The sequence below is a fragment of the Comamonas guangdongensis genome (genome assembly GCF_041079535.1).
Lineage (GTDB): Bacteria > Pseudomonadota > Gammaproteobacteria > Burkholderiales > Burkholderiaceae_C > Comamonas > Comamonas guangdongensis.
Genome location: NZ_JBFYGN010000003.1, coordinates 83114 through 108370, shown reverse-complemented (window position 1 = coordinate 108370; position 25257 = coordinate 83114). Strand labels below are relative to the sequence as shown.

Here is a 25257-nt window from a genome sequence, read left to right as displayed (position 1 = left end):
ATGAAGCCGCTGCTGGCAGCCATACTGCTTTCCAGCGCCATGCTGGCAGCCACCGGGCAGGCGCAGATGCTGCGCAAGCCCTCGGCCTATGACTCGGGTGCGGGCAGTCCCGTAAATGCCGAGGCCAATCGCAGCGCGCCCGCCGATCTGCGGGTTCTGGGCAGCCGCCAGGACTTCGAGCGCCTGGCGCGCGTGTACGAGCCGCGCAGCGCAAACCCCATGCCCCATGTGCTGTTCGTGCTGGACCGCCAGCAGGCCCGGCTGCATTTCATCAATACCCCGCGCTATGCGCTGCACGAGACTTTCCTGCGCAGCAAGGGCCTGTTACGCGGCGACCGGACCGAACTCAACCGCAATTACCGCGAACCCGGGCGGCGCTTCATACTCGGCACGCTGAGCTGGCAGCCCGCTCTCAAGGGCTATGGCTATGAGTTCTGGGAAGGCGACCGGCTCACGCCCGAGCTGCTGCTGGCCACGGACCGGGCCTTGAAAACCGGCTTTTTCGCTCCCGCACGCTTCAAGGCCAATGCCACGGCCCAGGAGGCCGTGGCCCAGGCCGCGGGCATAGAGGCCGTCACCCCGGCACAGCTGCTGGGCGCACAGAGCTTTTGGCCCCTCAACACCGGCCAGGCCGTGGGGCGGCTGCGCATCGTGAGCTCGGCCGAGGCCGTAGGCAATCTGCAGCCGCAGGACATCGTGCTGCTGCGCGAGGTACCCATCAGCCTGCCGCCGGTTGCGGGCGTGGTCACGGAGCGCCCATCGACGCTGCTCTCCCATGTCAACCTGCTGACGCGCGGCTGGGGCGTGCCCAATGCCTATGTGCGCCAAGCCGCCGAACAATATGCGCCGCTCGACGGGCAATGGGTGCATATGGAGGTCCAGCCCTCGGGCTTTGCGCTGCGCGCGGCCACGGACGCAGAGCGCCAGGCCGCCGCGAACCCGGCCCGGCGCCAACCCGGCAGCGGCAACCGCGTGCTGATCAAGCCCGACCTCGGCCACAGCGAGCTGCTGCCGCTGGCCGCGCTGCGCAGCGCGGATCGCCGGCGCTGCGGCGCCAAGGCCGCCAATCTGGGCGAAATCCGGTCGGCCCGCCTGGCCGATGTGAGCGTGCCCGACGGTTTTTGCATCCCGTTCGCCGCCTACGCCGACTTCATGCGCGGCAACGGCCTGGCCGAACGCCTGGCCCGCATGCGCCAGCAGCCCGGTTTTGCTACGGATGCCGGAGTCCGCAGGCAGGCGCTGTCCGCACTGCAGGCCGAAATCGAGCAATGGCCGGTGAACCCAGCCGTCGCCGACAGCTGGGCCAGGCGCTGGGCCGAGCAGCTCGGCAGCCAGGGCGTTTTTGTGCGCAGCTCGTCCAGCTCCGAGGACCTGCCCCATTTCAGCGGCGCCGGCCTCTACACCACTGTTCCCAATGTGCGCAGCGCCGCCGATCTGACGACCGCCGTGCGCAAGGTCTGGGCCTCGGTCTACAACTTCGAGGCCTGGGAGGCTAGGCAGGCCGCGGGCATAGACGACCAGCAGGTGGTGATGTCGGTCCTGGTGCAGCAGGCCGTGGACTCCACGGCCTCGGGCGTGATGATCACGCGCGACCCGTTCGACGCCTCGCGCCGCCACATGAGCTATATCGCGGCCAAGCGCGGCATAGGCATTCGCGTGGTGGAAGGCCAGCGCGTCGCGGAGCAGATCCTCTACTCCAGCCACAGCCAGGCCGTGCAGGTGCTCAACCGCTCGGCCGACGATGTGGCGCTGCAGCTGAGCGCCGATGGTGGCGTCAGGGAAGTGCCCACACCGATCGGCCGCGCCGTGCTCGACGATGCGCTGGTGCAGCGCCTGGCCCGGGTCGGCTCCGGCATCAAGCAACGCTTCGGCGGCAGGGAACAGGATATCGAATGGGCGGTGCAGGACGGCAGAATCATCATCCTGCAGGCACGCCCTTATGTGACAGGCAAAGCCCCATGAACCACCACCCCACCCTGGCGCAGGCGCTGCAGGACGCCGGCCGGCAAGGCCTGGAGCGCACGGACGCACAAATGCTGCTGCTGCACGCGCTGGACCGCAACCCGCATGAACGGGCCTGGCTCATCATCCACGACACGGACAGCCTCAGCCCCGTGCAGCTGGCGCGCTGGCAGGCGCTTTGCGAGCAGCGGCTACAGGGCGTTCCCGTGGCCTACCTGACCGGCCGCAAGGAGTTCTACGGCCTGGAGCTGAGCGTGGACAGCCGCGTGCTGGACCCGCGCCCCGATACCGAGACCCTGGTGGACTGGGCGCTGGAGCTGCTGCCCGAACAAGGCGCCAGCCGCGTGGTGGACCTGGGCACGGGCAGCGGCGCCATTGCGCTGGCCCTGCAAAGCCAGCGCCCCCAGGCCCAGGTCTGGGCCGTGGATGCTAGCGCCGAGGCCCTGGCCGTGGCCCGGGACAATGCCCGGCGGCTGGGACTGGCCCTGCAGTTTGCCCACGGCAGCTGGCTCGAGCCCCTGGCCGGCCAAGCCGCCTTCGACCTGATCGTGAGCAACCCGCCCTATATCCGTGCCGACGATCCGCATCTGGCCCGACTGATCCACGAACCCCTGTCGGCCCTGGCCAGCGGCGCCGACGGGCTGGATGACATCCGCGCCATCATCGCCCAGGCGCCCGCCCGCCTCACGGCCGGTGGCTGGCTGCTGTTCGAGCATGGCTGGGACCAGGCGGACGCCGTGGCCCAATTGCTGCAGAGCGCCGGTTTCGAGGAGGTCCAGCACCGCCACGACCTCGCCGGCATCGCGCGCTGTACCGGCGCGCGCCGGCCCGCCAGCACTTGATTTTTGCGGCCAGCACCCCATTTGCGTTGCACAGGATTTCCTCACAGCGTCGCATTTCGGGCGGAGAGTGAAATAATTGCAGGCATTGCGGCTCAGGCCGCCATCCATTGAACCCGGAGCCCCACCATGAGCAACACCCAACAACGCATCGACGACCTCGTCAAGAACAACGACATCCTGCTGTTCATGAAAGGAAATGCCAGCTTTCCCCAGTGCGGCTTCTCCGGCCGTGCCGTGCAGATTCTCAAGGCCTGCGGCGTGGACCCCAAGTCCATCGCCACCGTGAACGTGCTGGAAGACCAGGAAATCCGCCAGGGCATCAAGGAATACAGCAACTGGCCCACCATCCCCCAGCTCTATGTGAAGGGCGAGTTCGTGGGCGGCTCGGACATCATGATGGAAATGTATGAGTCGGGCGAGCTGCAGCAGATGCTGGCCGCCAAGGTCTGATCGTTCTATGCCCTCGGCCTGCGCCGGCCGAAGCCAAGCCACTGCATGCCCGCAGTGGCTTTTTTCTTTGAGGCCATGCCCGCACTCCCGCCACCTCCCGAGCACCACTGCCTGATCCACATCGACGGCAGCGCCCTGCCCAACCCCGGCCCCATGAGCCTTGGGGCCGTGCTGCAGCTGCCCGACGGCAGCCGCCACACCCTCTCGCAAAGCCTGCACCGCAGCGGCTGCAACAACGAGGCCGAGCTGCTGGCCCTGATGGCCGCGCTCGAGCTGGCGCAAGAACTGCAAGCCCGCAGCCTGACCGTGCGCACCGACTCCCGGGTGCTGCTGGAGCAGCTCGGCCCGCCTCTGCCCAGGCCCGCACGGCCCATTGCCCGGCTGGCCCCCCTGTTCGAGCAGGCGCGCCAGTGCATGCAGGGGTTTGACGAGCTGGTGCTGCAATGGCTGCCCAGGCACCGCAACACCGAGGCCGATGCTCTGGCCAGGGCCGCTCACGCCGCAGCTCGGGCCTGAGCACCGCATCCCGGCAAGCCTATGCCGGGGACTGCAGCATGCGTTATGTGGTCGAATAGGGTCTGTTCCATCACAGACTGCCAGCGCCGCGATGCGCGACAGCCGCCCTGCCTATGAGTGTTCCCCAAAGCCTGCTGGTGATCTGCCTGCTGATTCTGCTCAGCGCCTTTTTTTCCATCGCCGAAATAGCGCTGGCCGCATCGCGTCGCCTGCGTCTGCGCCAGATGGCCGACGATGGCGATGACAGAGCCGAGCGGGCCCTGCGCGTGCAGGAGCAGCCTGGCGAGTATTTCACCGTGGTGCAAGTGGGACAGAATGCCGTGGCCATCCTCGGCGGCATCGTGGGCGAGGGCGCGTTCAGCCCCGCGCTGACCCAGTTCTTCTCCGTTTGGTTCGAGGCCAAGCCGGCCTCCACCCTGGGTTTTCTGCTCTCATTCCTGCTGATTACCTCGGCCTTCATTCTGCTTGCGGACCTGCTGCCCAAGCGTTTGAGCATGAACGAACCCGAGCGCTATGTGGTCCGGGTACTGGTGCCCATGCGCTGGTGCGTGGTGGTGTTCAAGCCCATTACCTGGTTCTACAACCATGCGACCGAGGCCTTGTTCAAGCTGCTGGGCCTGCCCGCGACGCGCGACGAACGCATCACCTCCGAAGACATACTGGCCATGACCGAGGCCGGCACCAAGGCCGGGGTACTGGCCGTACGCGAGCAGCAGGTGATCGCCAACGTCTTCGAGCTGGACTCGCGCACCGTGGCCTCGGCCATGACCCAGCGCGACAGCGTGGCCTATTTCCTGCGCGACGACAGCGACGCCATCATCCGCGCGCGCATTGCCGAGGAGCCGTTTTCCACCTATCCGGTCTGCGACGGCGACATCGACCATGTGATCGGCTATGTGGATGCCAAGGACCTGTTCCAGCGCGCGCTCAACGGCCAGCCGCTGTCGCTCAGCGACGGCAGCCTGATACGCAAGGTGCTCATCGTGCCCGACAGGCTGACCCTGGCCGAGGTGCTAGAGCAGTTCCGCCTGGTGCACGAGGACTTTGCGGTCATCGTCAACGAATACAGCCTGGTCGTCGGCGTCGTGACCCTGAACGACGTCATGAGCACCGTGATGGGCGATCTGGTGGGCCCCAGCGATGAGGAGCAGATCATCCGGCGCGACGAGAACTCCTGGCTCATCGACGGCATCACGCCCATCGAGGACGTGATGCGCGTGCTGCAGCTCGACGATATGCCGCACGACGACGAATACGAGACCCTGGCCGGCTTTCTCATGGTCATGCTGCGCCGCGTGCCGCGGCGCACGGACACGGTGACTTGGAACCACTACAAGTTCGAAGTGCTGGACGTGGATAGCTACCGCATCGACCAGGTCATGGTCACGCGCCAGCAAAGCGTCGCCGCCGAGTCCGCCGCGCCCGCAGCGGCGGCCGCCGCCAAGGTGCAAAGCACGCACCCTCCGAGCACGGATAAAAAATGAGCACTCAGCGCTTTATGAGCTTTGGGTTCAGCGCATTTCGAGCACAAAAAAGCGAGCCTCAGGCTCGCTTTTTTCATACGGCAGTTCTGCCTCAGACGGAGCGAGGCTCTTCGATCAGCCAGCGCTGCTGGGCACCAAACACCGCATTCGGGTACTGAGGCTGGCCGCGGCTGCCGTTGTAGCGGCCCAGGGCCATATAGGCATCGCCTTTCTCGCGATCCAGATAATGGCGCAGTATCACGCAGCCAAAACGCAGATTGGTCTGCATATGGAACAGCTTGCCCGCGTCGCCGTCGCCGATCAGGCGCATCCAGAACGGCATGATCTGCATATAGCCGCGCGCTCCGACACTGGAGATCGCGTATTTGCGGAACCCGCTTTCCACCTGGATCAGGCCCATGACCATGGACACATCGAGGCCGGCGCGCTTGGACTCATACCAGACGGTCTGCAGAAACTCGCGCCGCGCCTGCGCATCGGGCTTGCGCTTGACCAGGCGGTCGCTGCAGCCGACCAGCCAGCGCAGATAGCTCATGCGCGACTCGGTGGAGGCGAACTCCAGCTCCGGCGGTGCCGACCCGGACACGGCGGCGCTCAGGGCCGTGCGCACCGAATCGGCCAGAGGTTCTTCCAGCTGTCCGCCCGCCCAGGCTGGTCGCGGCAGCAGCCCGCCCGCCGAAGGCAGGGCGAGCGAAGCGGCAGCGGACAGGCATGAGCGTCTATTGAGCATGGAAGCAGAAGCTTACAAGCCCAGGCGGCTCTTGAGGTGGTTCAGCACCTCGGTCGTCGCGAGCTTTGTGGCTTCCGTGTCACGACGTTGCTGATACTCGACCTGGCCGTCCTTGAGACCGCGGTCGCCCAGCACCACGCGGTGAGGCACGCCGATCAGCTCCCAATCGGCCAGCATGGCGCCGGGACGCTCGTCGCGGTCATCCAGAATCACGTCCACACCCAAGGCCAGCAGCTCGCTATAGAGCTTTTCGGCCTCGGCCTTCACCGCCTCGCTGCGGCTCATGCCTATGGGGCAGATCACCACGGTGAAAGGCGCAATCGCATCGGGCCAGATCATGCCGCGCTCGTCGTGGTTTTGCTCCACGGCTGCAGCCGGCAGGCGGGTCACGCCAATGCCGTAGCAGCCCATCTCGAAGTGCTGGGGCTTGCCGTTGTCACCCAGGAAGGTGGCTTCCATGGCCTTGGAGTACTTGGTGCCCAGGTAGAACACATGGCCGATCTCGATGCCGCGCTCGATCGCCAGTTCGCCCTGGCCGTCGGGCGACTTGTCGCCGGCGACCACATTGCGCAGGTCGGCGACCAGCGCGGGCTCGGGCAGGTCGCGGCCGAAGTTCACGCCTGTGATGTGGAAGTCTTCCTCGTTGGCGCCGCAGATCCAGTCGGCCATCACGGCCACGTCGCGGTCCACCACGATGTTCACGGGCTTCTTCAGCCCGATGGGGCCCAGATAGCCGGGCTTGCAACCAAAGTGATCCTCGATCTCGGCCACGCTGGCAAAGCGGAAGTTGGCCAGGCCTTCGACCTTGCCCACCTTGATCTCGTTCATCTCATGGTCGCCGCGCAGCAGCAGCAGCCAGACCTGGGTCTTGATGATCAGGCCCTTGTCGTCCAGCTCGTCGGTGGCCAGTACCAGGGACTTCACGGTCCGTGCCAGCGGCAGACCCAGTTGCTCGGCCACGGCTTCGCAGGTGCTGTTGCCTGGAGTTGCCACCTTGGCCATGGTCTCGGAGGCGGCGGGGCGCTGCTGCGTGGGCGCCAGGGACTCGGCCTTTTCGATATTGGCCGCGTAATCGCTGCTGGGGCAGTAGACGATGGCGTCCTCGCCCGTGGAGGCAATCACCTGGAACTCTTCGCTCAGATCGCCGCCGATGGCGCCGCTGTCGGCACGCACGGCACGGTACTGCAGGCCGAAGCGGTCGAAGATGCGCTTGTAGGCTTCGCGCATGGTCTGGTAGCTGATCTGGGCGGCATCGCGGTCCTTGTCGAAGGAATAGGCATCCTTCATCACGAACTCGCGGCCGCGCATCAGGCCGAAGCGCGGACGGCGCTCGTCGCGGAACTTGGTCTGGATCTGATACAGGTTCTTGGGCAGCTGCTTGTAGCTCTTGAACTCCTGGCGCGCGATGTCCGTCACCACTTCTTCAGAAGTGGGCTGGACGATGAAATCGCGGCCATGGCGGTCCTGAATACGCAGCAGCTCGGGGCCCATCTTGTCGAAGCGGCCGGTTTCCTGCCACAGTTCGGCCGGCTGCACCACGGGCATGGTGACCTCGATGGCGCCAGCACGGTTCATTTCCTCGCGCACGATGGCCTCGACCTTGCGGATCACACGCAGGCCCATGGGCATGTAGTTGTAGATGCCGGCCCCCAGCTTTTTGATCATGCCAGCCCGCGTCATGAGCTTGTGGCTGACCACTTCGGCATCTGCCGGAGCTTCCTTGAGGGTGGAGATGAGAAATTGGGAGGCTTTCATGGAACTGGCAATTCAGTGGAAATAGCCATGGCCCGCTTGCCGATCACAAGGGGCCATGCATAATGAACACAATTCAAAAATTTGGGGTTCGATTATGCTTGACCGGGACGGATTTCGCCCGAACGTCGGCATCATCCTGCTCAACCATAGAAACCAGGTGTTCTGGGGAAAACGCATCCGCACCCACAGCTGGCAGTTTCCGCAAGGTGGCATTGATCGGGGGGAGACACCCGAACAAGCCATGTTCCGCGAACTGCACGAGGAAGTGGGGCTGAAGCCCAACCACGTTCGCGTGGTTGCCCGCACCAGGGACTGGTTGCGCTACGAGGTGCCGGACCGGTATATCCGACGCGACGCGCGCGGGCATTACAAAGGCCAGAAGCAGATATGGTTTCTGCTTCAGTTGGTGGGTCACGACTGGGATTTGAATCTGCGTGCCACCGACCACCCCGAGTTCGATGCCTGGCGCTGGAATGATTACTGGGTTCCGCTGGACGTGGTCGTGGAGTTCAAACGCAGCGTCTATGAAATGGCCCTGACCGAGCTGGCACGCTTTGTGCCGCGCAGCGAGCAGCAGCGCAACCGCTATCTGCGCAGCGGCATGCGGCCGCGCGAGCAGGAAGCCAGTCCGGGAGGCAATGTGGCGCACCACACGCCCGCGCTGCATCCGGCGCGCACGGGAAGCTTTCGCATCAATCCGGGCATGGAGCTGCCTCCCGGGGCCAGTTTCGACCCCGATCCGCAGACCAGTCTCGGCGATCCGCAGGATCACAAGCCATCGCACTGAAAAAAGCCGTAATGCTGCACAAGCATTACGGCTTTCTAGTCTGCGGCCTTGGCCTGCTCAGTGGCCGGCCACGACCATATTGTCGCGGTGCACCATCTCCGGCCCCGCCGAGTAGCCCAGCAGGGCTTCGATCTCCGAAGAACTACGGCGGCACAGCAGCCGCGCTTCCGCGCTCGCATAGCTGGCCAGGCCGCGCGCAATCTCGATACCGCTTTCGTCGCGCACGGCAATCACCTCGCCACGCGAGAAATCGCCGTCCACGGCCATCATGCCTATGGGCAGCAGGCTCTTGCCTTCATCGCGCAGCTTGATCACGGCGCCGGCATCCACGGTCACCGAGCCACGCAGCTGCAAATGGTCGGCGATCCACTGCTTGCGCGCCTGGGTTTTATGGGTCTTGGCCACCAGCAGGGTGCCAATGGATTCCCCCCTGGTGAGGCGCAGCAGCACGTCTTTTTCACGGCCCCAGGCAATCACCGTCGATGCACCGGAACCCGCAGCACGCTTGGCCGCCAGAATCTTGGTGATCATGCCGCCCTTGCCAATCGACGATCCAGCGCCGCCGGCCATGGTTTCCAGTTCGAGGTCGCCAGCCACGGCCACGTCGATGAATTTGGCATCGGGATTCTTGCGCGGATCGGCGCTGTACAGCCCGCGCTGGTCGGTCAGGATCACCAGCGCATCGGCCTCCACCAGATTGGCCACCAGAGCCCCCAGGGTGTCGTTGTCGCCGAACTTGATCTCGTCGATGACCACGGTGTCGTTTTCATTGATGACGGGTACGACGCCCAGCTCCAGCAGCGTCAGCAGCGTGGTGCGCGCGTTCAGATAGCGTTCGCGGTCGGCCAGGTCCGCATGGGTCAGCAGCACCTGGGCGCTGGGCACGTTTTCCTCGCGCAGCTTGGTTTCGTACATCTGGGCCAGGCCCATCTGCCCCACGGCCGCGGCGGCCTGCAGCTCGTGCACCTCGGTGGGCCGGCTCACCCAGCCCAGACGCTTCATGCCCTCGGCAATGGCGCCACTGGAGACCATGATGACTTCGCGCTTGACGCCATCTTCACCGTGCACCAGGGCCGCCAGCTGACGGCTCCATTCCTGGATGGCGGTCTCGTCCAGCCCCCGCCCTTCATTGGTCACCAGGCTGGAGCCGACCTTGACCACGATGCGACGCGCATCACGCAACACATTGGAAGACATGCGAAATTTACAGTGATTTTGGCCGCAACCGCTTATGCATCAAGTGCCTGCAGCTATGAAGTTTATGCAAGGCCGCATAGAGATACACGGCACCCAAAAGACTTGAAGCTTATTCCGGATCCTGGGGAGCAAAACGCGGATCGCTGAGATCCAGACCGGAATCATCCGCCTGCGCAAAGCGTGGATCGATTTCCCGGGGCGCCTGCTCGGCCAGCTGCTGGTTATGGACATGCTCGAAGATCTTGCGGATCAGCGGCTCGCAGCCCTCGCGGGTCAGTGCCGAGATCTCGTAGACCGGCCCCTTCCACTTGAAGCGCTTGACGAAGTCCTTGACCTTGGCGGCACGCTCCTCCACCGGAATCATGTCCAGCTTGTTGAGCACCAGCCAGCGCGGCTTGCTGTAGAGCTCTGCATCGTACTTCTTGAGCTCGCCCACGATGGCCTTGGCCTGCTCGACGGGATCCACGCCCTCGTCAAACGGCGCCAGATCCACGATATGCAGCAGCAAGCGGGTGCGCTGCAGGTGGCGCAGGAACTGATGCCCCAGGCCCGCACCTTCGGAGGCACCTTCGATCAGGCCTGGAATGTCGGCGACCACAAAGCTCTGCTCGGGCCCGACGCGCACCACGCCCAGATTCGGATGCAAGGTGGTGAAAGGATAGTCGGCGATCTTGGGGCGCGCATTGGACACGGCCGTGATGAAGGTGGACTTGCCCGCATTGGGCATGCCCAGCAGACCCACGTCGGCCAGCACCTTGAGCTCCAGCTTCAGGTTGCGGCGCTCGCCGGGATAGCCGGGAGTCTTCTGGCGCGGCGCGCGGTTGATGGCGCTCTTGAAGCGCAGGTTGCCGAAGCCGCCATCGCCGCCCTTGGCAATGGTGATGACCTGGCCGGGCTCCAGCAGCTCGAACAGCACTTCACCCGTATCGGCATCGCTGATGATGGTGCCCACGGGCATGTTCAGCGTGATGTCGTCACCGGCTGCGCCGAACATGTCGGAGCCCATGCCGTGCTGACCGCGCTTGGCCTCGTGGCGACGCGAATAACGGTAATCCACCAGGGTGTTCAGGTTCACATCGGCCACGGCATACACGTGACCGCCACGGCCGCCGTCACCACCGTCGGGGCCGCCGAATTCCTTGTATTTTTCGTGCCGGAAAGACACACAGCCATTGCCACCGTCACCGGCAGCAATGTCGATAAAAGCTTCGTCAACAAACTTCATGAGGCATCCAGTTTACAAAATCAGTGTGCACCAGAAGCCTCGGGTCACACTTTTACGTGGTCTATTACCATGCCCCATCTGCCAACTGGAGCCTTCTCAAACGACAAAGCCCCGACAAGTCGGGGCTTTGTTTTCGTCAAATACGACTTAGGCAGCCGTGATGTTGACTGTCTGCTTGGACAGAGCGCCCTTCACACCGAACGACACGTGGCCGTCCACCAGTGCGAACAGGGTGTGATCCTTGCCCACGCCAACGTTCTCACCGGGGTGGAACTTGGTGCCGCGCTGACGCACGATGATGGAACCGGCTGTCACCAGCTCGCCACCAAAGGCCTTCACGCCCAGCATTTTTGGCTTGGAATCACGTCCGTTGCGCGTAGAGCCGCCGCCTTTTTTCTGTGCCATGTCTAGCTCCTAAAAATTAAGCAGCAATCGCCACGATTTGCAGTTCGGTGAACTGCTGACGATGGCCTTGACGCTTTTGATAGTGCTTACGGCGACGCATCTTGAAGATGTGCACCTTGTCGTGCTTGCCGTGAGCAACCACGGTTGCCTTCACAGATGCGCCGGACACCAGGGGTGCACCAACCTTGATTTCAGCGCCGTTGCCGACGGCCAAAACTTGGTCGATCACGATTTCCTGGCCTACGTCCGCAGCAATCTGTTCTACCTTGATCTTTTCGCCAGCTGCAACGCGATACTGCTTGCCGCCGGTTTTTATGACTGCGTACATGAAAAACCTCTAAAGTTTGAGAGTTCCACAGAATTATTTCCATGGAGCCCTAGATTCTAGCACGCTTGAAAAATTTTCGTCCCCATACCCCTACACCATCACTTGAGCAGACACTTGGGTGACCGGGCGAAAACGCCGTGGCATCTTCCTATAATCGTGAGTCCACTTGGCGGTTCATCACCTTGACTACAGAAATTTCCACATCCAATCCGCTTTCCCTGATCGCAGACGATATGCGCGAAGTGGATCTTGTCATTGCGCAGCGACTGACAACCAGCGTCCCCCTGATTGCCCAGATTTCCCAGTACATCATCGCCGCGGGCGGCAAGCGCCTGCGTCCGGCACTGCTGCTGATGATCTGCGGCGCCCTGGGTCATCAAGGCAGTAACAAATACATTCTGGCCGCCGTGGTCGAGCTGATCCACACCGCCACGCTGCTGCATGACGATGTGGTGGATGAATCCACCTTGCGCCGCGGCCGCCCCACGGCCAACGAAACCTTTGGCAATCCGGCCAGCGTTCTGGTCGGCGACTTTCTGCACACCCGCTCCTTCCAGATGATGGTGGAAGTGGGCAGCATGCGCGTGCTGCAGATCCTGTCCGATGCCACCAATGTGATCGCCGAGGGTGAAGTTCAGCAGCTCATCAACACCCACGATGCTTCGCTGGACGAGGCCGGCTACCTACATGTGATCCGCTCCAAGACGGCCCAGCTGTTCGAGGCCAGCGCCCAACTGGCAGCCGTGCTAGCGGATGCCCCCCGGGAAGTGGAACAGGCCTGCGCCACCTATGGCCAGGCGCTGGGCACGGCCTTCCAGATCATCGACGATGTACTGGACTACACCGGCAACACCCAGGAAATGGGCAAGAACCTCGGCGACGATCTGCGCGAAGGCAAATGCACGCTGCCGCTGATCGCGGCCATGCAGCGCGGCACGCCGGAGCAGGCGACCATCGTTCGCGACGCCATCGAGCAGGGCTCTACCGATCAGCTGGAAGCCGTGGTGGAGATCGTGCGCAGCACCGGCGCGCTGGACATCGCCCGCGCAGCCGCCCACAGCGAGGCCTTGCGCGCCATCGATGCCTTAAACGCGCTGCCAAGCAACGCACACACCACAAATTTGCTACAATTGGCCTCTCAGCTTTTGGAGCGCCGCACTTGAATCGCCAAGTGCACCATGGTGCTCGGCGATAAAGCCTGCGGGGTGTAGCTTAGCCTGGTAGAGCGCTACGTTCGGGACGTAGAGGCCGGAGGTTCGAATCCTCTCACCCCGACCAATCTTGGTCTTTTTTCCCCTCTGATATTGAGCCATGTTCAGGTACATGGCATTGCCGCGGCTACAGTGCTTGTCTGCATGCCATAAAGAGCAGCGAGAATGGTAGGATAAGTCTCCTTTTGTCCTACAAAACTTGGTTACATGGCTGCTGCCGATTCCTTGCAAAAAAACCCACCAGCGGCCATCGCTATTCCCGGCCTAGGCCGGGCTCTGATTTCCGCCGGCAAGGTTTCCCAGCAGGCCGCAGAAGCGGCCGTCAAGAAAGCCGCGGCCAACAAGACTCCATTCATCACCGAACTGGGCCAGTCCGGTGAGATCAGCGCCCTGGAAATTGCCGAAACGATTTCGGCCATGTTCAGCACGCCGCTGCTGGACCTGAACGCCATCGACCCGCAGCAGCTGCCGCTGGAGCTGCTGGATGCCAAGATAGGCAGCACCTACCGCGTGCTGGCGCTCGGCAAGCGCGGCAACCGCATCACCGTTGCCACCGCCGATCCCACACAGCAGGAGGTCGCGGAACAGATCAAGTTCACCACCCAGCTGTTTGTGGACTGGGTCGTGGTCGAGGCCGACAAGCTGCAGAAGCTGGTGGAGCAGGCCGGCAAAAGCGTCGGCGAGTCGCTGGAGACCTACTCCAGCTCCGGAGATTTTGACTTCGACGATGTCAAGATCGAGGATGCTCCCGAGGAAAAAGACAATGCGCTGGGCGCCGACGTGGAAGATGCTCCCGTCGTCAAATTCCTGCACAAGATGCTGCTCGATGCCTTCAATATGCGCGCCTCCGACCTGCACTTCGAGCCTTACGAGCACAGCTACCGCGTGCGCTTCCGTATCGACGGCGAACTGCGCGAAATTGCTTCGCCGCCGATTGCGATCAAGGACAAGCTGGCCTCGCGCATCAAGGTGATCTCGCGCCTGGACATCTCCGAAAAGCGCGTGCCGCAGGACGGCCGCATGAAGCTCAAGGTAGGCCCGGACCGCGTCATCGATTTCCGTGTCAGCACCCTGCCCACGCTGTTCGGCGAGAAGATCGTGATCCGTATTCTCGATCCGAGCTCGGCCAAGATGGGCATCGATGCCCTGGGCTACGAGCCCGAGGAAAAGGAGCGCCTGCTCAAGGCCATCAGTCGCCCCTACGGCATGATTCTGGTGACCGGCCCCACGGGATCGGGCAAGACCGTGTCGCTCTACACCTGCCTGAATCTGCTGAACCAGCCGGGCGTGAACATCGCCACCGCGGAAGACCCTTCCGAAATCAACATGCCCGGTGTCAACCAGGTCAATGTGAACGAGAAGGCCGGCCTGACATTCGCGGCCGCGCTCAAGTCCTTTCTGCGCCAGGACCCGGACATTATCATGGTGGGCGAAATCCGGGACCTGGAAACCGCCGATATTTCCATCAAGGCCGCCCAGACCGGCCACCTGGTGCTGTCGACCTTGCACACCAACGATGCGCCGACCACGCTGACGCGCATGCGCAACATGGGAATTGCGCCCTTCAATATCGCCTCCAGCGTGATTCTGATCACGGCCCAGCGCCTGGCGCGCCGCCTGTGCGCCCAGTGCAAGCAGCCTGCCGATGTGCCGCGCGAGGCCTTGCTGGATGCAGGCTATGACGAAGAGGAAGTGGACGGCAGCTGGGTCACTTACAAGCCCGTGGGCTGCTCCGCCTGCAACAACGGCTATAAAGGCCGCGTCGGCATCTATCAGGTGATGCCGATCAGCGAGGAAATTCAGCGCATCATTTTGCGCGACGGCAGCGCGCTGGAAATCGCCGCCCAGGCCAAGGCCGAGGGCGTGCGTTCATTGCGCGAGTCTGGATTGCATAAAGTCAAACTGGGTCTGACCTCACTCGAAGAAGTGCTGGCCGTTACCAACGAGTAAAAAAACAGAATTTGCGAGGGAGCGCCATGGCCACAGCAGCGTCCAAGGGAATCAAGGAATTTGTCTTTGAATGGGAAGGCAAGGACCGCAACGGCAAGATCGTGCGCGGTGAAACCCGCGCCGGGGGAGAAAACCAGATCCAGGCCATGCTGCGCCGCCAGGGCGTCACCCCCTCCAAGATCAAGAAGCGCAGAACCCGCAGCGGCAAGAAGATCAAGCCCAAGGACATCGCCCTGTTCACGCGCCAGCTGGCCACCATGATGAAGGCCGGCGTGCCGCTGCTGCAGTCGTTTGACATCGTGGGACGCGGCAACAACAACCCCAGCGTGACCAAGCTCCTCAACGACATCCGCTCGGACGTCGAGACCGGCACCTCGCTGAGCGCCGCCTTTCGCAAGTTCCCGCTGTACTTCGACAGCCTGTACTGCAATCTGGTCGAGGCCGGCGAAGCCGCCGGTATTCTGGAGTCCTTGCTGGACCGTCTTGCCACCTATATGGAAAAGACGGAGAACATCAAGTCCAAGATCAAGTCGGCTCTGATGTATCCGACCTCGGTGGTCATCGTCGCCTTCATCGTGGTGACCATCATCATGATTTTCGTGATTCCGGCCTTCAAGGAGGTGTTCACTTCGTTTGGCGCGGATCTGCCCGCACCCACGCTGATCGTCATGGGCATCAGCGACTATTTCGTGCGGTACTGGTGGCTGATCTTCGGCATCCTGGGCGGCGGCATCTACTTCTTCATGCAGGCCTGGAAGCGCAACGAGCGCGTGCAGCAGTTCATGGATCGCACCATGCTCAAGCTCCCTATTTTTGGCGTGCTGATCGAGAAATCCTGCGTGGCCCGCTGGACCCGCACCCTGTCGACCATGTTTGCGGCCGGCGTCCCCCTGGTCGAGGCGCTGGACTCCGTGGGCGGCGCCTCGGGCAATTACATCTACCAGAGCGCCACCGACAAGATCCAGCAGGAGGTCTCCACGGGTACCAGCCTCACGGTAGCCATGGCCAATGCCAACATCTTCCCATCCATGGTGCTGCAGATGTGTGCGATTGGCGAGGAGTCTGGCTCCATCGACCATATGCTGGGCAAGGCCGCCGATTTTTACGAGGAAGAGGTCGACGACATGGTCGCAGGCCTGTCCAGCCTCATGGAGCCCATCATCATCGTCTTCCTGGGTACCCTGATCGGCGGCATTGTGGTATCCATGTACCTGCCTATCTTCAAACTGGGTCAAGTGGTCTGATGATTTCCGAAACGGGTTTGCATGCCGCCGCCGGCGGTGTCCTGGGTCTGCTGATCGGCAGCTTTTTGAACGTGGTCATTCACCGCCTGCCGCGCATGATGGAGCAGGACTGGAATGCCGAGGGCGCACAGTGGGCAGAAGAGCAGAAGAAAAATGGCGCCAGGATCGAGCTGCCGCCGGCCGAAGCCCCCATCACGCTGAGCCGGCCGCGCTCGCGCTGCCCGCATTGCGGCCACCAGATCGCCTGGTACGAGAACATTCCGGTGCTCAGCTATCTGTTCCTGCGCGGGCGCTGCGCGGAATGCAAAAAGCCCATCAGCCTGCGCTATCCGCTGGTGGAGCTGGTCTGTGCGGCGCTGTTCGCCTTCTGCCTGGCGCGCAGCGGCCTTACACCCACGGGATTTGCCTGGTGCGGCTTCAGCGCCGCCTTGCTGGCCCTGGCACTGATCGACTGGGACACGACTTTTCTGCCCGACTCCATCACCCTGCCGCTGCTCTGGGCCGGCCTGATTGCCTCCGCTCTGCAATGGACCGCTGTGCCGCTGACCCAGTCGCTCTGGGGCGCCGTGGCCGGCTATGTGTCGCTGTGGCTGGTCTTCTGGGCCTTCAAGCTGGCCACGGGCAAGGAGGGCATGGGCTACGGCGACTTCAAGCTGTTTGCGGCCCTCGGAGCCTGGTTTGGCTGGCCGGCACTGGTGCCCATCATCCTCATGGCCTCCGTGGTCGGCGCCGTGATCGGCATTGCGCTCAAGATCAACAGCAAGCTGCGCGAAGGCGGTTATGTGCCATTCGGGCCTTTTCTTGCGGGCGGCGGCTTTGTCAGCCTGATCTGGGGCCCGCAGGCGATACTGAGCCTGACCGGACTTTGAACCCGCAGCCATGAGCCTCATCCAGCACGCACAAGCGCCTTACCGGCTAGGCCTGACGGGAGGCATAGGCAGCGGCAAAAGCACGGTGGCCAAGCGGCTGCAGCAGCGTGGCGCCACCCTCATCGATGCCGACCAGATCTCCCGCAGCCTGACCGCAGCCGGCGGCGCGGCACTACCTGCCATCGCCACCGCCTTTGGCCCGGACCTCATCGATGCGCAGGGTGCGCTGGATCGCGGCCGCATGCGCGAGCTGGTGTTTGCCGATCCCGAGGCACGTCAGCGCCTGGAGAGAATTCTGCACCCTCTGATTGCCGAGCAGACCCAGCACCTGCAGCAGCAGGCGCTCAGCCAGGGCGGCAAGCTCGTCGTCCACGATATTCCCCTGCTGGTGGAGTCCGGCCGCTGGCGCCCGGAGCTCGATGGCGTGCTGGTCGTGGATTGCCGCGAAAGCACCCAGATCGAGCGCGTCATGGCCCGCAACGGCCTGAGCCAGGCCGCCGTGCAGTCCATTCTGGCGGCCCAGGCCAAGCGCGCGCAGCGCCTGGCCGCCGCCGACTGGGTGCTCTACAACGACGAAGGCGTCACGATCGAATCCCTCAACGCATCTACCGACCAAATCGCCACCTGGTTCGGGCTATGATGCGCACCATGGCTTGGCCTGTACGTGTGATCGCCGCATGTGCACGTTAACCGCTGTTCCTGTGCGCACCAAGGAGCCCAGCAAGCGTGATCCTGTACGAATATCCATTTAACGAGCGTCTGAGAACCTATCTGCGCCTTGAGCAGCTGTATCGCCGTCTGGGCGAGCTGCTGACGCGCGCGCATCCCGTGGATCACCATTTCGCCCTGATCACGATTTTCGAGATCATGGATGTGGCTTCGCGCAGCGATCTCAAGGCCGACGTGCTCAAGGATCTGGAGCGCCAGAAGAACCTGCTGGAAGTCCTGCGCGACAACCCCGACATCTCCCAGCACATGCTGCACCAGGTGGCGCGCCAGGTCGAGAGCTGCTTCAAGGCCATCAACGAGCAAAGCGGCAAGACGGGCCAGGCGCTGACCGAGAACGAATGGCTGATGTCCATCCGCAGCCGCGTGGGCATTCCCGGCGGCACCTGCAGCTTTGACCTGCCCGCCTACCACGCCTGGCAGAACCTGGACCCACGCTACCGCCAGCACAATCTCGAGGAATGGACCGCCGAGCTGAGCCCCCTGGGCCAGTCGCTGGAGCTGATCCTGCAGTTGCTGCGCGAAACCGGCGTGCCCCAGCGCGTGGCGGCCGAGCAAGGCGTGTTTCAGCAGGCCATGCCCGCGGGCCGCAGTTTCCAGCTGCTGCGCCTGCGCATCGATCCCCATCTGCATCTGGTGCCCGAAATCAGCGGCAACCGGCTGCTGGTCTCGGTGCGCCTGCTCAAGCTGGAAGACGGCTGCAAGCCCCAGCCCTGCACCGAGGACGCCTCGTTCGAACTCACACTATGCGCGTGACCGCCCCCGCATCCCACGCCTGCCGAGCCGCTGATTGCGGCTCAATTGCTTTTATGCCCCCGTGTTTTCCAGCTGTGATACATCTACGCCATGAGCACTGACAACCATCCCCCCACCATGGTGCGCTGCCCCACCTGTGGCGGCCCCAGCGTTTTTGCGCCCGGCAACAAGTTCCGCCCCTTCTGCGGCGAGCGCTGCCGCAACATCGATCTCGGTGCCTGGGCCAATGAGGAATTCCGCATGCCGGCCCAGACTCCGCCCGAGGATGCACCATTCGGCGACCCGCGCACCGAGGACTGATAGCCACCCTCAAAAAAAGAGCGCCTTGCGCCGGATAGATCTGCGATTCGAGCCAATAAGAGCTCAATATCAAGATATATCCAGCGCAAGGCGCTCCTGATTTAGAGGCGGTCGCGGCTTCAGGGCTTGGGCTGCTGCGCCTCGTAATAGCCTTGATCGAAAACCAGGCCGCGCTCCTCGCTCAGCCACTGCAGCACGGGATAGGCACCGGGCAGCACGGGATGCACCTCCAGCGGCAGCTGCTGCCAGGCCATCTGCTGGCCTTCGCGCATTTCAAACTCGCCCGACCACGCTGTCACCTTGCACCAGTGCAGGCGCACCAGCGCATGCGGATAGTCATGCTCGGTCACCTTCCAGGGAATCGCCTGGCCGATGCTCACGCCCAGCTCCTCGACCAGCTCGCGGCGCAGGGCCTGCTCCACGCTCTCGCCCTCCTCGAGCTTGCCGCCCGGAAACTCCCAGTAGCCCGCATAGGGCTTGCCGGCGGGACGGCTGGAAATCAGCAGCGCGCCATCGGATTCGCGCAGCAGCACGCCCACGGCCACTTCCGTGTGCTTGCGTGCGGGTTGCGCCAGGTTGTCAACAGTCACGGTTCAATCTTCCTCTCAAAGCACAGCCCCCGCACACTGCGGGACACCGGGCAAGGGCCGCCCCGCAGCCAGGGTGTCCCCCTTCCTGGGGGAAGCCACACAGTGGCTCAGGGGGGTGTTCCATTTATTCCAGGTCCGCCTCCTCGGCCAGACCCTGGACGTCTTCTATACGTGCGCTGCCGGCCGCGGGCCTTTCGGCACGGCCCGCATAGTCGCGTGCAAACTGATGGGCCACGCGGCCGCTGCGCGAGCCGCGTTCCAGCGCCCAGACCAGGGCCTCGGGCCTGGCAGCCTCCACGGCCGCCGCATCCAGGCCCAGCGCCGACAGCCACTGGGCCACCACGCGCAGATACTCGTCCTGGCTGAAGGGATAGAAGCTCACCCACAGGCCAAAGCGCTCGGACAGTGAAATCTTCTCTTCCACCACCTCGCCGGGATGGATCTCGCCGTTCTCGCCTTTTTGCTGGGCCAGATTGTCCGTCATGTACTCGGGCAGCAGGTGGCGGCGGTTGCTGGTCGCATAGACCAGCACATTGGGCGTGGCCGCGGAGACCGAGCCGTCCAGAATCGACTTCATGGCTTTGTAGCCGGGCTCGCCTTCCTCGAAGCTCAGATCGTCGCAATAGATGATGAACTTCTCGGGCCGGCCCGCCACCACATCCACGATATCGGGCAAATCGGTCAGATCCGCCTTGTCCACCTCGATCAGGCGCAGGCCTTGCGGCGCATAGCTGTGCAGGCAGGCGCGGATCAGCGAGGACTTGCCCGTGCCGCGTGCACCCGTGAGCAGCACATTGTTGGCCGTGCGCCCTTGCACGAACTGCTCGGTATTGCGCGCGATCTTGTCCTTCTGCACATCGATGTTCTGCAGATCGGACAGCTGCATGGCGCCCACATGGCGCACGGGTTCGAGCGCGCCGCAGCCGTTGGCGCGCTTGCGGTAGCGCCAGGCAATCGCCTCGCTCCAGGCGGCGGGCGCCTGCAGCGGCTGGGGCAGCACGGACTCTATGCGCTGCATGAGTTGCTCGGCACGCTCCACCAAGCGCTCCAAAGGATTCATCACATCTTGCACGACCGGATCTCCATCTATTTTTATAGCTTCCAGCGCTTGGTATTCATTGGTTTCAACATCAAAATCAATAAAAACCAATTACAGGCAATCGCAAAAAGCTCCTGAAATTGCAGCATACGCAGTGCCTGCAAGGCCTAAAACTGGCACAACCCAAGCCAAGGATACCGAGCAAGAGCCGTCTCGCAGCGAAGGTATCGTCCCCCTCCGGCGCAAAGCGCCAGAGAGGGGGAAGCGGCAAAGCCGCTCAGGGGGTGATCAAGACCGGTAATCGGCGTTGATGGTCACGTATTCGTGGCTGAGGTCGCAGGTCCACACGGTCTGTGCCGCATCGCCGCGACCCAGCGCCACGCGCACCGTGATCTCCTGCTGCTTCATCACGCGCTGGCCGTCTTCTTCCCTGTAGGAAGGGTTGCGGCCGCCGTCGACCACCACATGCACGTCATCTAGATACAGATCGATCTTGGTCTGGTCCAGATCGGCAATGCCCGCATAGCCCACGGCGGCCAGAATGCGGCCCAGGTTGGGGTCGGAGGCGAAGAAAGCCGTCTTCACCAGGGGCGAGTGGGCAATCGAGTAGGCCGCGAGCCGGCACTCTTCCTCGTTCTTGCCGCCTTCCACCTTCACGGTGATGAACTTGGTCGCACCCTCGCCGTCGCGCACGATGGCCTGCGCCAGTTTCTGCGCCACTTCCAGCAGGGCCGCCTTGAGCTGCTGGCCTTCGCTGCTCGTCAGCGAGCCGATCTGCGCATTGCCGGCCTTGCCGGTGGCGATCAGCACAAAAGAGTCATTGGTGGAGGTGTCGCCATCAATGGTCACGCGGTTGAACGAGCCATCGGCCAGTTCCTTGACCAGGGGCTGCAGCAGTTCGGGAGCGATCGCCGCATCGGTGGCCAGAAAGCCCAGCATGGTCGCCATATTGGGGCGGATCATGCCCGCGCCCTTGCTGATGCCGGTGATGGACACGGTCTTGCCGCCCAGGCTCAGGCTGCGGCTGAAGGCCTTGGGCAGGGTGTCGGTGGTCATGATGCCTTCGGCGGCCGTGGCCCAGTTGTCGGCCTTGGCGGCGGCAATGGCTTGAGGCATGCCGGCCACGATGCGGTCCACGGGCAGCTCTTCCATGATCACGCCCGTGGAGAAAGGCAGGATCTGGCCGGGCTGCAGGTCCAGCTCCTTGGCCAGCGCGTCGCAGGTGGCGCGCGCATTGGCCAGGCCGGCGGCACCCGTGCCTGCATTGGCATTGCCGGTATTGACCACCATGGCGCGGATGGCCGTGCCGGCGCTCAAATGCTCGCGGCAGACCTGAACCGGTGCGGCGCAGAAACGGTTTTGCGTGAACACGCCGGCCACCGCCGTGCCTGCATCGAGCAGGAACACCGTCAAGTCCTTGCGATTGGCCTTGCGCACACCGGCTTCGGTGACGCCGATGCGAACGCCATTGATCGCCAGCAGATCGGCGGCAACGGGAGCGGAAAGATTCACGGACATTGCAATGTTCCTGAGAGAAGCCTCCCCCTGTGCCGCTGCGCGGTTTCCCCCGAGGGGGACGACATCTTCGCTGCGAGGCGGCTCTTGCTCGATGTCTCTAGCCAAGAGTGCGCCCTGTGCAGCAGCCTAGGGGTCGAAAGTTAAAACGTTCTCCATTATCGGAACAAACGGAGGCTTGATCGGACTTACCGGATTTTGTTGCGCAAAAAGCTGCGCCCAAATGCAAACACGGGCCGCAGCCCGTGTTATTCGATAAAGCATGTTCAAGCCAGAGACGGCCAGCCAGGGCAGCCCCGCAGCAAAGGCCGTCGTCCCCCTTTAAGGGGGAAGGCGCAAAGCGCCTCAGGGGTCAGGACAGCTTGCCGTGGCAGAGCTTGTACTTCTTGCCGCTGCCGCAGGGGCAGGGGTCGTTGCGGCCCACATGCACTCCCTGGGGCATGGCCAGCGCCAGCTCGCTCTCGGGCGTGGCGGAGCCGATATCGGCGTCCGAGGGGCCGCTGTAGTTCATGTGCTCCAGGCTCTGGACACCGCGTTCGTTCATGGCCACGGCGGCCTCGTCCATCTCTTCGCGAGAGCGCACCTGCACCGTCATCAGAATGCGGGTGACTTCGGTCTTGACCTGGTCGATGAGCTGGCGGAACAGCTCGAAGGCTTCGCGCTTGTATTCCTGCTTGGGCTGCTTTTGCGCATAGCCGCGCAGGTGAATGCCCTGGCGCAGATAGTCGAGCGCGGCCAGATGGTCGCGCCAGTTGCTGTCAAAGCTCTGCAGCAGCACGGCGCGCTGGAACTGCGTGAAGTTTTCCTGGCCGATCAAGGCGACCTTGACATCGAACATCTCGTTCGCCAGCTTGAGCACCCGCTCGAGAATTTCCTCGTCAGTGATGGAGTCGGAGGACGCCACTTCCTGCTGCAGCGACAGCTCGATCTGCCATTCGCTGGCCAGGGCTTTTTCCAGGCCGGGGATGTCCCACTGCTCTTCCATGGACTCGGCCGGCACATACTGGCGCACCACATCGGTGATGACATCGTCGCGCATGGCGGCCAGCATGCCGTTGAGGTCGGAGGAGTCCAGAATGTCGTTGCGCTGCTGGTAGATGACCTTGCGCTGGTCATTGGCCACATCGTCGTATTCGAGCAGCTGCTTGCGCATGTCGAAGTTGCGGGCCTCCACCTTGCGCTGGGCCGACTCGATGGAGCGGGTCACGATGCCCGCCTCGATCGCCTCGCCCTCGGGCATCTTCAGGCGGTCCATGATGGCCTTGACGCGGTCGCCCGCGAAGATGCGCATCAGCTGGTCGTCCAGGCTCAGGTAGAAGCGCGAGGAGCCGGGGTCGCCCTGGCGACCCGAACGGCCGCGCAGCTGGTTGTCGATACGGCGCGACTCGTGGCGCTCGGTGGCGATGATGCGCAGGCCGCCCAGGGCCACGATCTTGTCGTGGTCCACCTGCCAGTCGGCGCGCAGCTTGTCGATCTTCTGCTTGCGCTCGGTCGGGCTCAGCGCCTCGTCGGCCTCGATGGCCGCAACTTCCTTGTCGATATTGCCGCCCAGCACGATGTCGGTACCGCGGCCCGCCATGTTCGTGGCGATGGTGATCATGCCTTCGCTGCCGGCCTGGGCAATGATGTCGGCCTCGCGCTCGTGCTGCTTGGCATTGAGCACCTGGTGAGGCAGCTTTTCGCGGCTCAGCAGCTGGTCGATGATTTCGGAGTTCTCGATCGAGGTCGTGCCCACCAGCACGGGCTGGCCGCGCTCATAGCATTCGCGGATGTCCTTGATCGCGGCATCGTATTTTTCGCGCGTGGTCTTGTAGACGCGGTCCAACTGGTCCTGGCGCTTGCTGGGCTTGTTGGGCGGCACGACCACGGTTTCCAGGCCGTAGATTTCCTGGAACTCATAGGCCTCGGTATCGGCCGTGCCCGTCATGCCCGAAAGCTTTTTGTACAGACGGAAGTAGTTCTGGAAGGTGATCGAGGCCATGGTCTGGTTCTCGGCCTGGATGGCCACACCTTCCTTGGCTTCCACGGCCTGGTGCAGGCCATCGCTCCAGCGGCGGCCCGCCATCAGACGACCTGTGAACTCGTCCACGATCACGATTTCGTCGTTCTGCACCACATAGTGCTGGTCGCGGAAATACAGCTGGTTGGCGCGCAGCGCCGCGTACAGATGGTGCACCAGCGAGATATTGGACGGATCGTACAGCGACGAGCCCTCGGCGATCAGGCCCGCATGGGTCAGCAGGCGCTCGGCAGCCTCATAGCCCTGGTCGGTCAGATAGACCTGATGGGATTTTTCGTCGACCGTGAAGTCGCCGGGCTTGGTCACGCCTTCGCCGGTGCGCGGGTCGGCCTCGCCTTCCTGGCGCACCAGATTCGGCACGATCTGGTTCATGGCCACATACATGGCCGTATGGTCTTCGGCCGGGCCGGAGATGATCAGCGGCGTACGCGCCTCGTCGATCAGGATGGAGTCCACCTCGTCGACGATGGCGTAATTGAGCACGCGCTGCACGCGGTCCACGGGCTCGTAGACCATGTTGTCGCGCAGATAGTCGAAGCCGTACTCGTTGTTCGTGCCGTAGGTGATGTCGGAGTTGTAGGCGGCCTGCTTTTCCTCGCGCGAGAGATTGGGCAGGTTGATGCCCACCGTCAGGCCCAGGAAGTTGTACAGACGCGCCATGGTGGTCGCATCGCGCCTGGCCAGATAGTCGTTCACGGTCACCACGTGCACGCCCTCGCCCGACAGGGCGTTGAGATACACGGGCAGCGTGGCGGTCAGCGTCTTGCCTTCGCCGGTGCGCATTTCGGCGATCTTGCCATAGTGCAAGGCCATCGCGCCCAGCATCTGCACGTCGAAGTGGCGCATCTTCATGACGCGCTTGGAGCCTTCGCGCACGACGGCAAAAGCCTCGGGCAGCAGATCATCCAGCGACTCGCCCTTGGCCACGCGCTCCTTGAACTCCAGAGTCTTGGCGCGCAATGCCTCATCGCTGAGCTTTTCGTACTCAGCCTCCATCGCATTGATGCGAGCGACTGTCTTGCGGTATTGCTTGAGCAGCCGGTCATTGCGGCTGCCGAACAATTTGGTGAGGAAATTGGTGGCCATGCGTACAAAGACATCCCGCCCTCGCGCCACTGGCACAGAGCATGATGCCCGGAATCCCTTGATTGTTGGTCTGCAGATGGGGCCGTCTCAGTCGCAATCAAGAGCGTCACCACACGATGAAGCTTGCCTGAGATGCCTAAAACTGAAACACGGACCAAAAAATGATTCTAACCGCCCAGGCTGCCCTTGGTTTTTCGCCGCTTTTGCGCTCAGCCCAAAGCCCGGTCCCGCACATCTCTATGCACTCTGGGCGAAACTAATACCAGTCGC

The 25257-nt window shown here is 63.2% G+C and carries 23 protein-coding genes and 1 tRNA gene; 14 read left to right on the top strand and 10 right to left on the bottom strand.

Annotation, left to right across the window (positions count from 1 at the left end; genetic code table 11):
* The 5 genes from AB6724_RS03525 to paeA all read left to right on the top strand — a co-directional run bounded on the left by AB6724_RS03525 (position 1) and on the right by paeA (position 5254).
* Positions 1-1962 carry a PEP/pyruvate-binding domain-containing protein gene (locus tag AB6724_RS03525; protein WP_369337123.1) on the top strand — a complete coding sequence of 654 codons (1962 nt, stop codon included), beginning with the start codon at positions 1-3 and terminating at the stop codon, positions 1960-1962.
* Positions 1959-2804, top strand: coding sequence for a peptide chain release factor N(5)-glutamine methyltransferase (prmC, locus tag AB6724_RS03520; RefSeq protein WP_369337122.1), 846 nt, complete (start codon positions 1959-1961; stop codon positions 2802-2804). The genes AB6724_RS03525 and prmC overlap by 4 nt, the downstream gene beginning before the upstream one ends.
* A gap of 126 nt (positions 2805-2930) precedes the next feature.
* The gene (gene grxD / locus AB6724_RS03515) at positions 2931-3254 is read left to right on the top strand and encodes a Grx4 family monothiol glutaredoxin (RefSeq protein WP_369337121.1); all 324 of its coding nucleotides are present in this window, start codon (positions 2931-2933) and stop codon (positions 3252-3254) included.
* Positions 3255-3308: 54 nt separating this feature from the next.
* On the top strand, positions 3309-3770 hold the full coding sequence (locus AB6724_RS03510; protein WP_439329824.1) for a reverse transcriptase-like protein: 462 nt from the start codon (positions 3309-3311) through the stop codon (positions 3768-3770).
* Positions 3771-3883: 113 nt separating this feature from the next.
* Positions 3884-5254, top strand: a complete 1371-nt coding sequence (gene paeA / locus AB6724_RS03505) for a polyamine export protein PaeA (protein ID WP_369337119.1) — start codon at positions 3884-3886, stop codon at positions 5252-5254.
* 91 nt (positions 5255-5345) lie between these two features.
* Here the strand turns inward: paeA and AB6724_RS03500 are convergent, their stop codons facing one another.
* Both AB6724_RS03500 and AB6724_RS03495 read right to left on the bottom strand, forming a co-directional pair.
* Positions 5346-5984, bottom strand: coding sequence for a transglycosylase SLT domain-containing protein (locus tag AB6724_RS03500; RefSeq protein WP_369337118.1), 639 nt, complete (start codon positions 5982-5984; stop codon positions 5346-5348).
* A gap of 12 nt (positions 5985-5996) precedes the next feature.
* Positions 5997-7739 (bottom strand): proline--tRNA ligase, encoded by a 1743-nt coding sequence (locus tag AB6724_RS03495; protein ID WP_369337117.1) that lies wholly within the window; start codon positions 7737-7739, stop codon positions 5997-5999.
* Positions 7740-7833: 94 nt separating this feature from the next.
* Here AB6724_RS03495 and AB6724_RS03490 point away from each other — a divergent pair, with 94 nt between their 5' ends.
* Positions 7834-8526: an RNA pyrophosphohydrolase gene (locus AB6724_RS03490; protein WP_369337116.1), complete on the top strand. Its 693-nt coding sequence runs from the start codon at positions 7834-7836 to the stop codon at positions 8524-8526.
* A 57-nt stretch (positions 8527-8583) separates the two neighbouring features.
* Here AB6724_RS03490 and proB read toward each other — a convergent pair whose 3' ends face one another.
* From proB to rplU, 4 genes are all read right to left on the bottom strand, one after another.
* A complete protein-coding gene (gene proB / locus AB6724_RS03485) occupies positions 8584-9723 on the bottom strand; it encodes a glutamate 5-kinase (protein WP_369337115.1) in 1140 nt (379 codons plus the stop codon).
* Between the two features lie 109 nt (positions 9724-9832).
* Positions 9833-10948 (bottom strand): Obg family GTPase CgtA, encoded by a 1116-nt coding sequence (gene cgtA, locus AB6724_RS03480; RefSeq protein WP_369337114.1) that lies wholly within the window; start codon positions 10946-10948, stop codon positions 9833-9835.
* Positions 10949-11095: 147 nt separating this feature from the next.
* A complete protein-coding gene (rpmA, locus tag AB6724_RS03475; protein WP_003058534.1) occupies positions 11096-11353 on the bottom strand; it encodes a 50S ribosomal protein L27 in 258 nt (85 codons plus the stop codon).
* A 16-nt stretch (positions 11354-11369) separates the two neighbouring features.
* Positions 11370-11681, bottom strand: a complete 312-nt coding sequence (rplU, locus tag AB6724_RS03470; RefSeq protein WP_003058536.1) for a 50S ribosomal protein L21 — start codon at positions 11679-11681, stop codon at positions 11370-11372.
* Between the two features lie 233 nt (positions 11682-11914).
* Here rplU and AB6724_RS03465 point away from each other — a divergent pair, with 233 nt between their 5' ends.
* The 8 genes from AB6724_RS03465 (at position 11915) to AB6724_RS03430 (ending at position 18737) form a co-directional block, all read left to right on the top strand.
* Entirely contained in the window at positions 11915-12844 is a 930-nt protein-coding gene (locus AB6724_RS03465) for a polyprenyl synthetase family protein (protein WP_369337265.1), read from the top strand.
* Between the two features lie 38 nt (positions 12845-12882).
* A tRNA-Pro gene (locus AB6724_RS03460) sits at positions 12883-12959 on the top strand.
* Between the two features lie 140 nt (positions 12960-13099).
* On the top strand, positions 13100-14842 hold the full coding sequence (gene pilB / locus AB6724_RS03455) for a type IV-A pilus assembly ATPase PilB (protein ID WP_369337113.1): 1743 nt from the start codon (positions 13100-13102) through the stop codon (positions 14840-14842).
* Between the two features lie 26 nt (positions 14843-14868).
* Positions 14869-16086, top strand: a complete 1218-nt coding sequence (locus AB6724_RS03450; protein WP_369337112.1) for a type II secretion system F family protein — start codon at positions 14869-14871, stop codon at positions 16084-16086.
* Positions 16086-16955: a prepilin peptidase gene (locus AB6724_RS03445; protein WP_369337111.1), complete on the top strand. Its 870-nt coding sequence runs from the start codon at positions 16086-16088 to the stop codon at positions 16953-16955. Before AB6724_RS03450 ends, AB6724_RS03445 begins: the two co-directional genes overlap by 1 nt.
* Before the next feature lie 10 nt (positions 16956-16965).
* Positions 16966-17595 carry a dephospho-CoA kinase gene (gene coaE, locus AB6724_RS03440; protein WP_369337110.1) on the top strand — a complete coding sequence of 210 codons (630 nt, stop codon included), beginning with the start codon at positions 16966-16968 and terminating at the stop codon, positions 17593-17595.
* A gap of 86 nt (positions 17596-17681) precedes the next feature.
* Positions 17682-18437, top strand: a complete 756-nt coding sequence (gene zapD / locus AB6724_RS03435; protein WP_369337109.1) for a cell division protein ZapD — start codon at positions 17682-17684, stop codon at positions 18435-18437.
* Between the two features lie 90 nt (positions 18438-18527).
* Positions 18528-18737: a DNA gyrase inhibitor YacG gene (locus AB6724_RS03430; protein ID WP_369337108.1), complete on the top strand. Its 210-nt coding sequence runs from the start codon at positions 18528-18530 to the stop codon at positions 18735-18737.
* Between the two features lie 119 nt (positions 18738-18856).
* Here AB6724_RS03430 and AB6724_RS03425 read toward each other — a convergent pair whose 3' ends face one another.
* The 4 genes from AB6724_RS03425 to secA all read right to left on the bottom strand — a co-directional run bounded on the left by AB6724_RS03425 (position 18857) and on the right by secA (position 24987).
* On the bottom strand, positions 18857-19327 hold the full coding sequence (locus AB6724_RS03425; RefSeq protein WP_369337107.1) for an NUDIX domain-containing protein: 471 nt from the start codon (positions 19325-19327) through the stop codon (positions 18857-18859).
* A 124-nt stretch (positions 19328-19451) separates the two neighbouring features.
* Positions 19452-20387, bottom strand: coding sequence for an ATP-binding protein (locus AB6724_RS03420; RefSeq protein WP_369337264.1), 936 nt, complete (start codon positions 20385-20387; stop codon positions 19452-19454).
* A 267-nt stretch (positions 20388-20654) separates the two neighbouring features.
* Positions 20655-21884: a bifunctional glutamate N-acetyltransferase/amino-acid acetyltransferase ArgJ gene (gene argJ, locus AB6724_RS03415; RefSeq protein ID WP_369337106.1), complete on the bottom strand. Its 1230-nt coding sequence runs from the start codon at positions 21882-21884 to the stop codon at positions 20655-20657.
* A 349-nt stretch (positions 21885-22233) separates the two neighbouring features.
* Positions 22234-24987 (bottom strand): preprotein translocase subunit SecA, encoded by a 2754-nt coding sequence (gene secA, locus AB6724_RS03410; RefSeq protein WP_369337105.1) that lies wholly within the window; start codon positions 24985-24987, stop codon positions 22234-22236.
* Positions 24988-25257 lie beyond the last annotated feature (270 nt).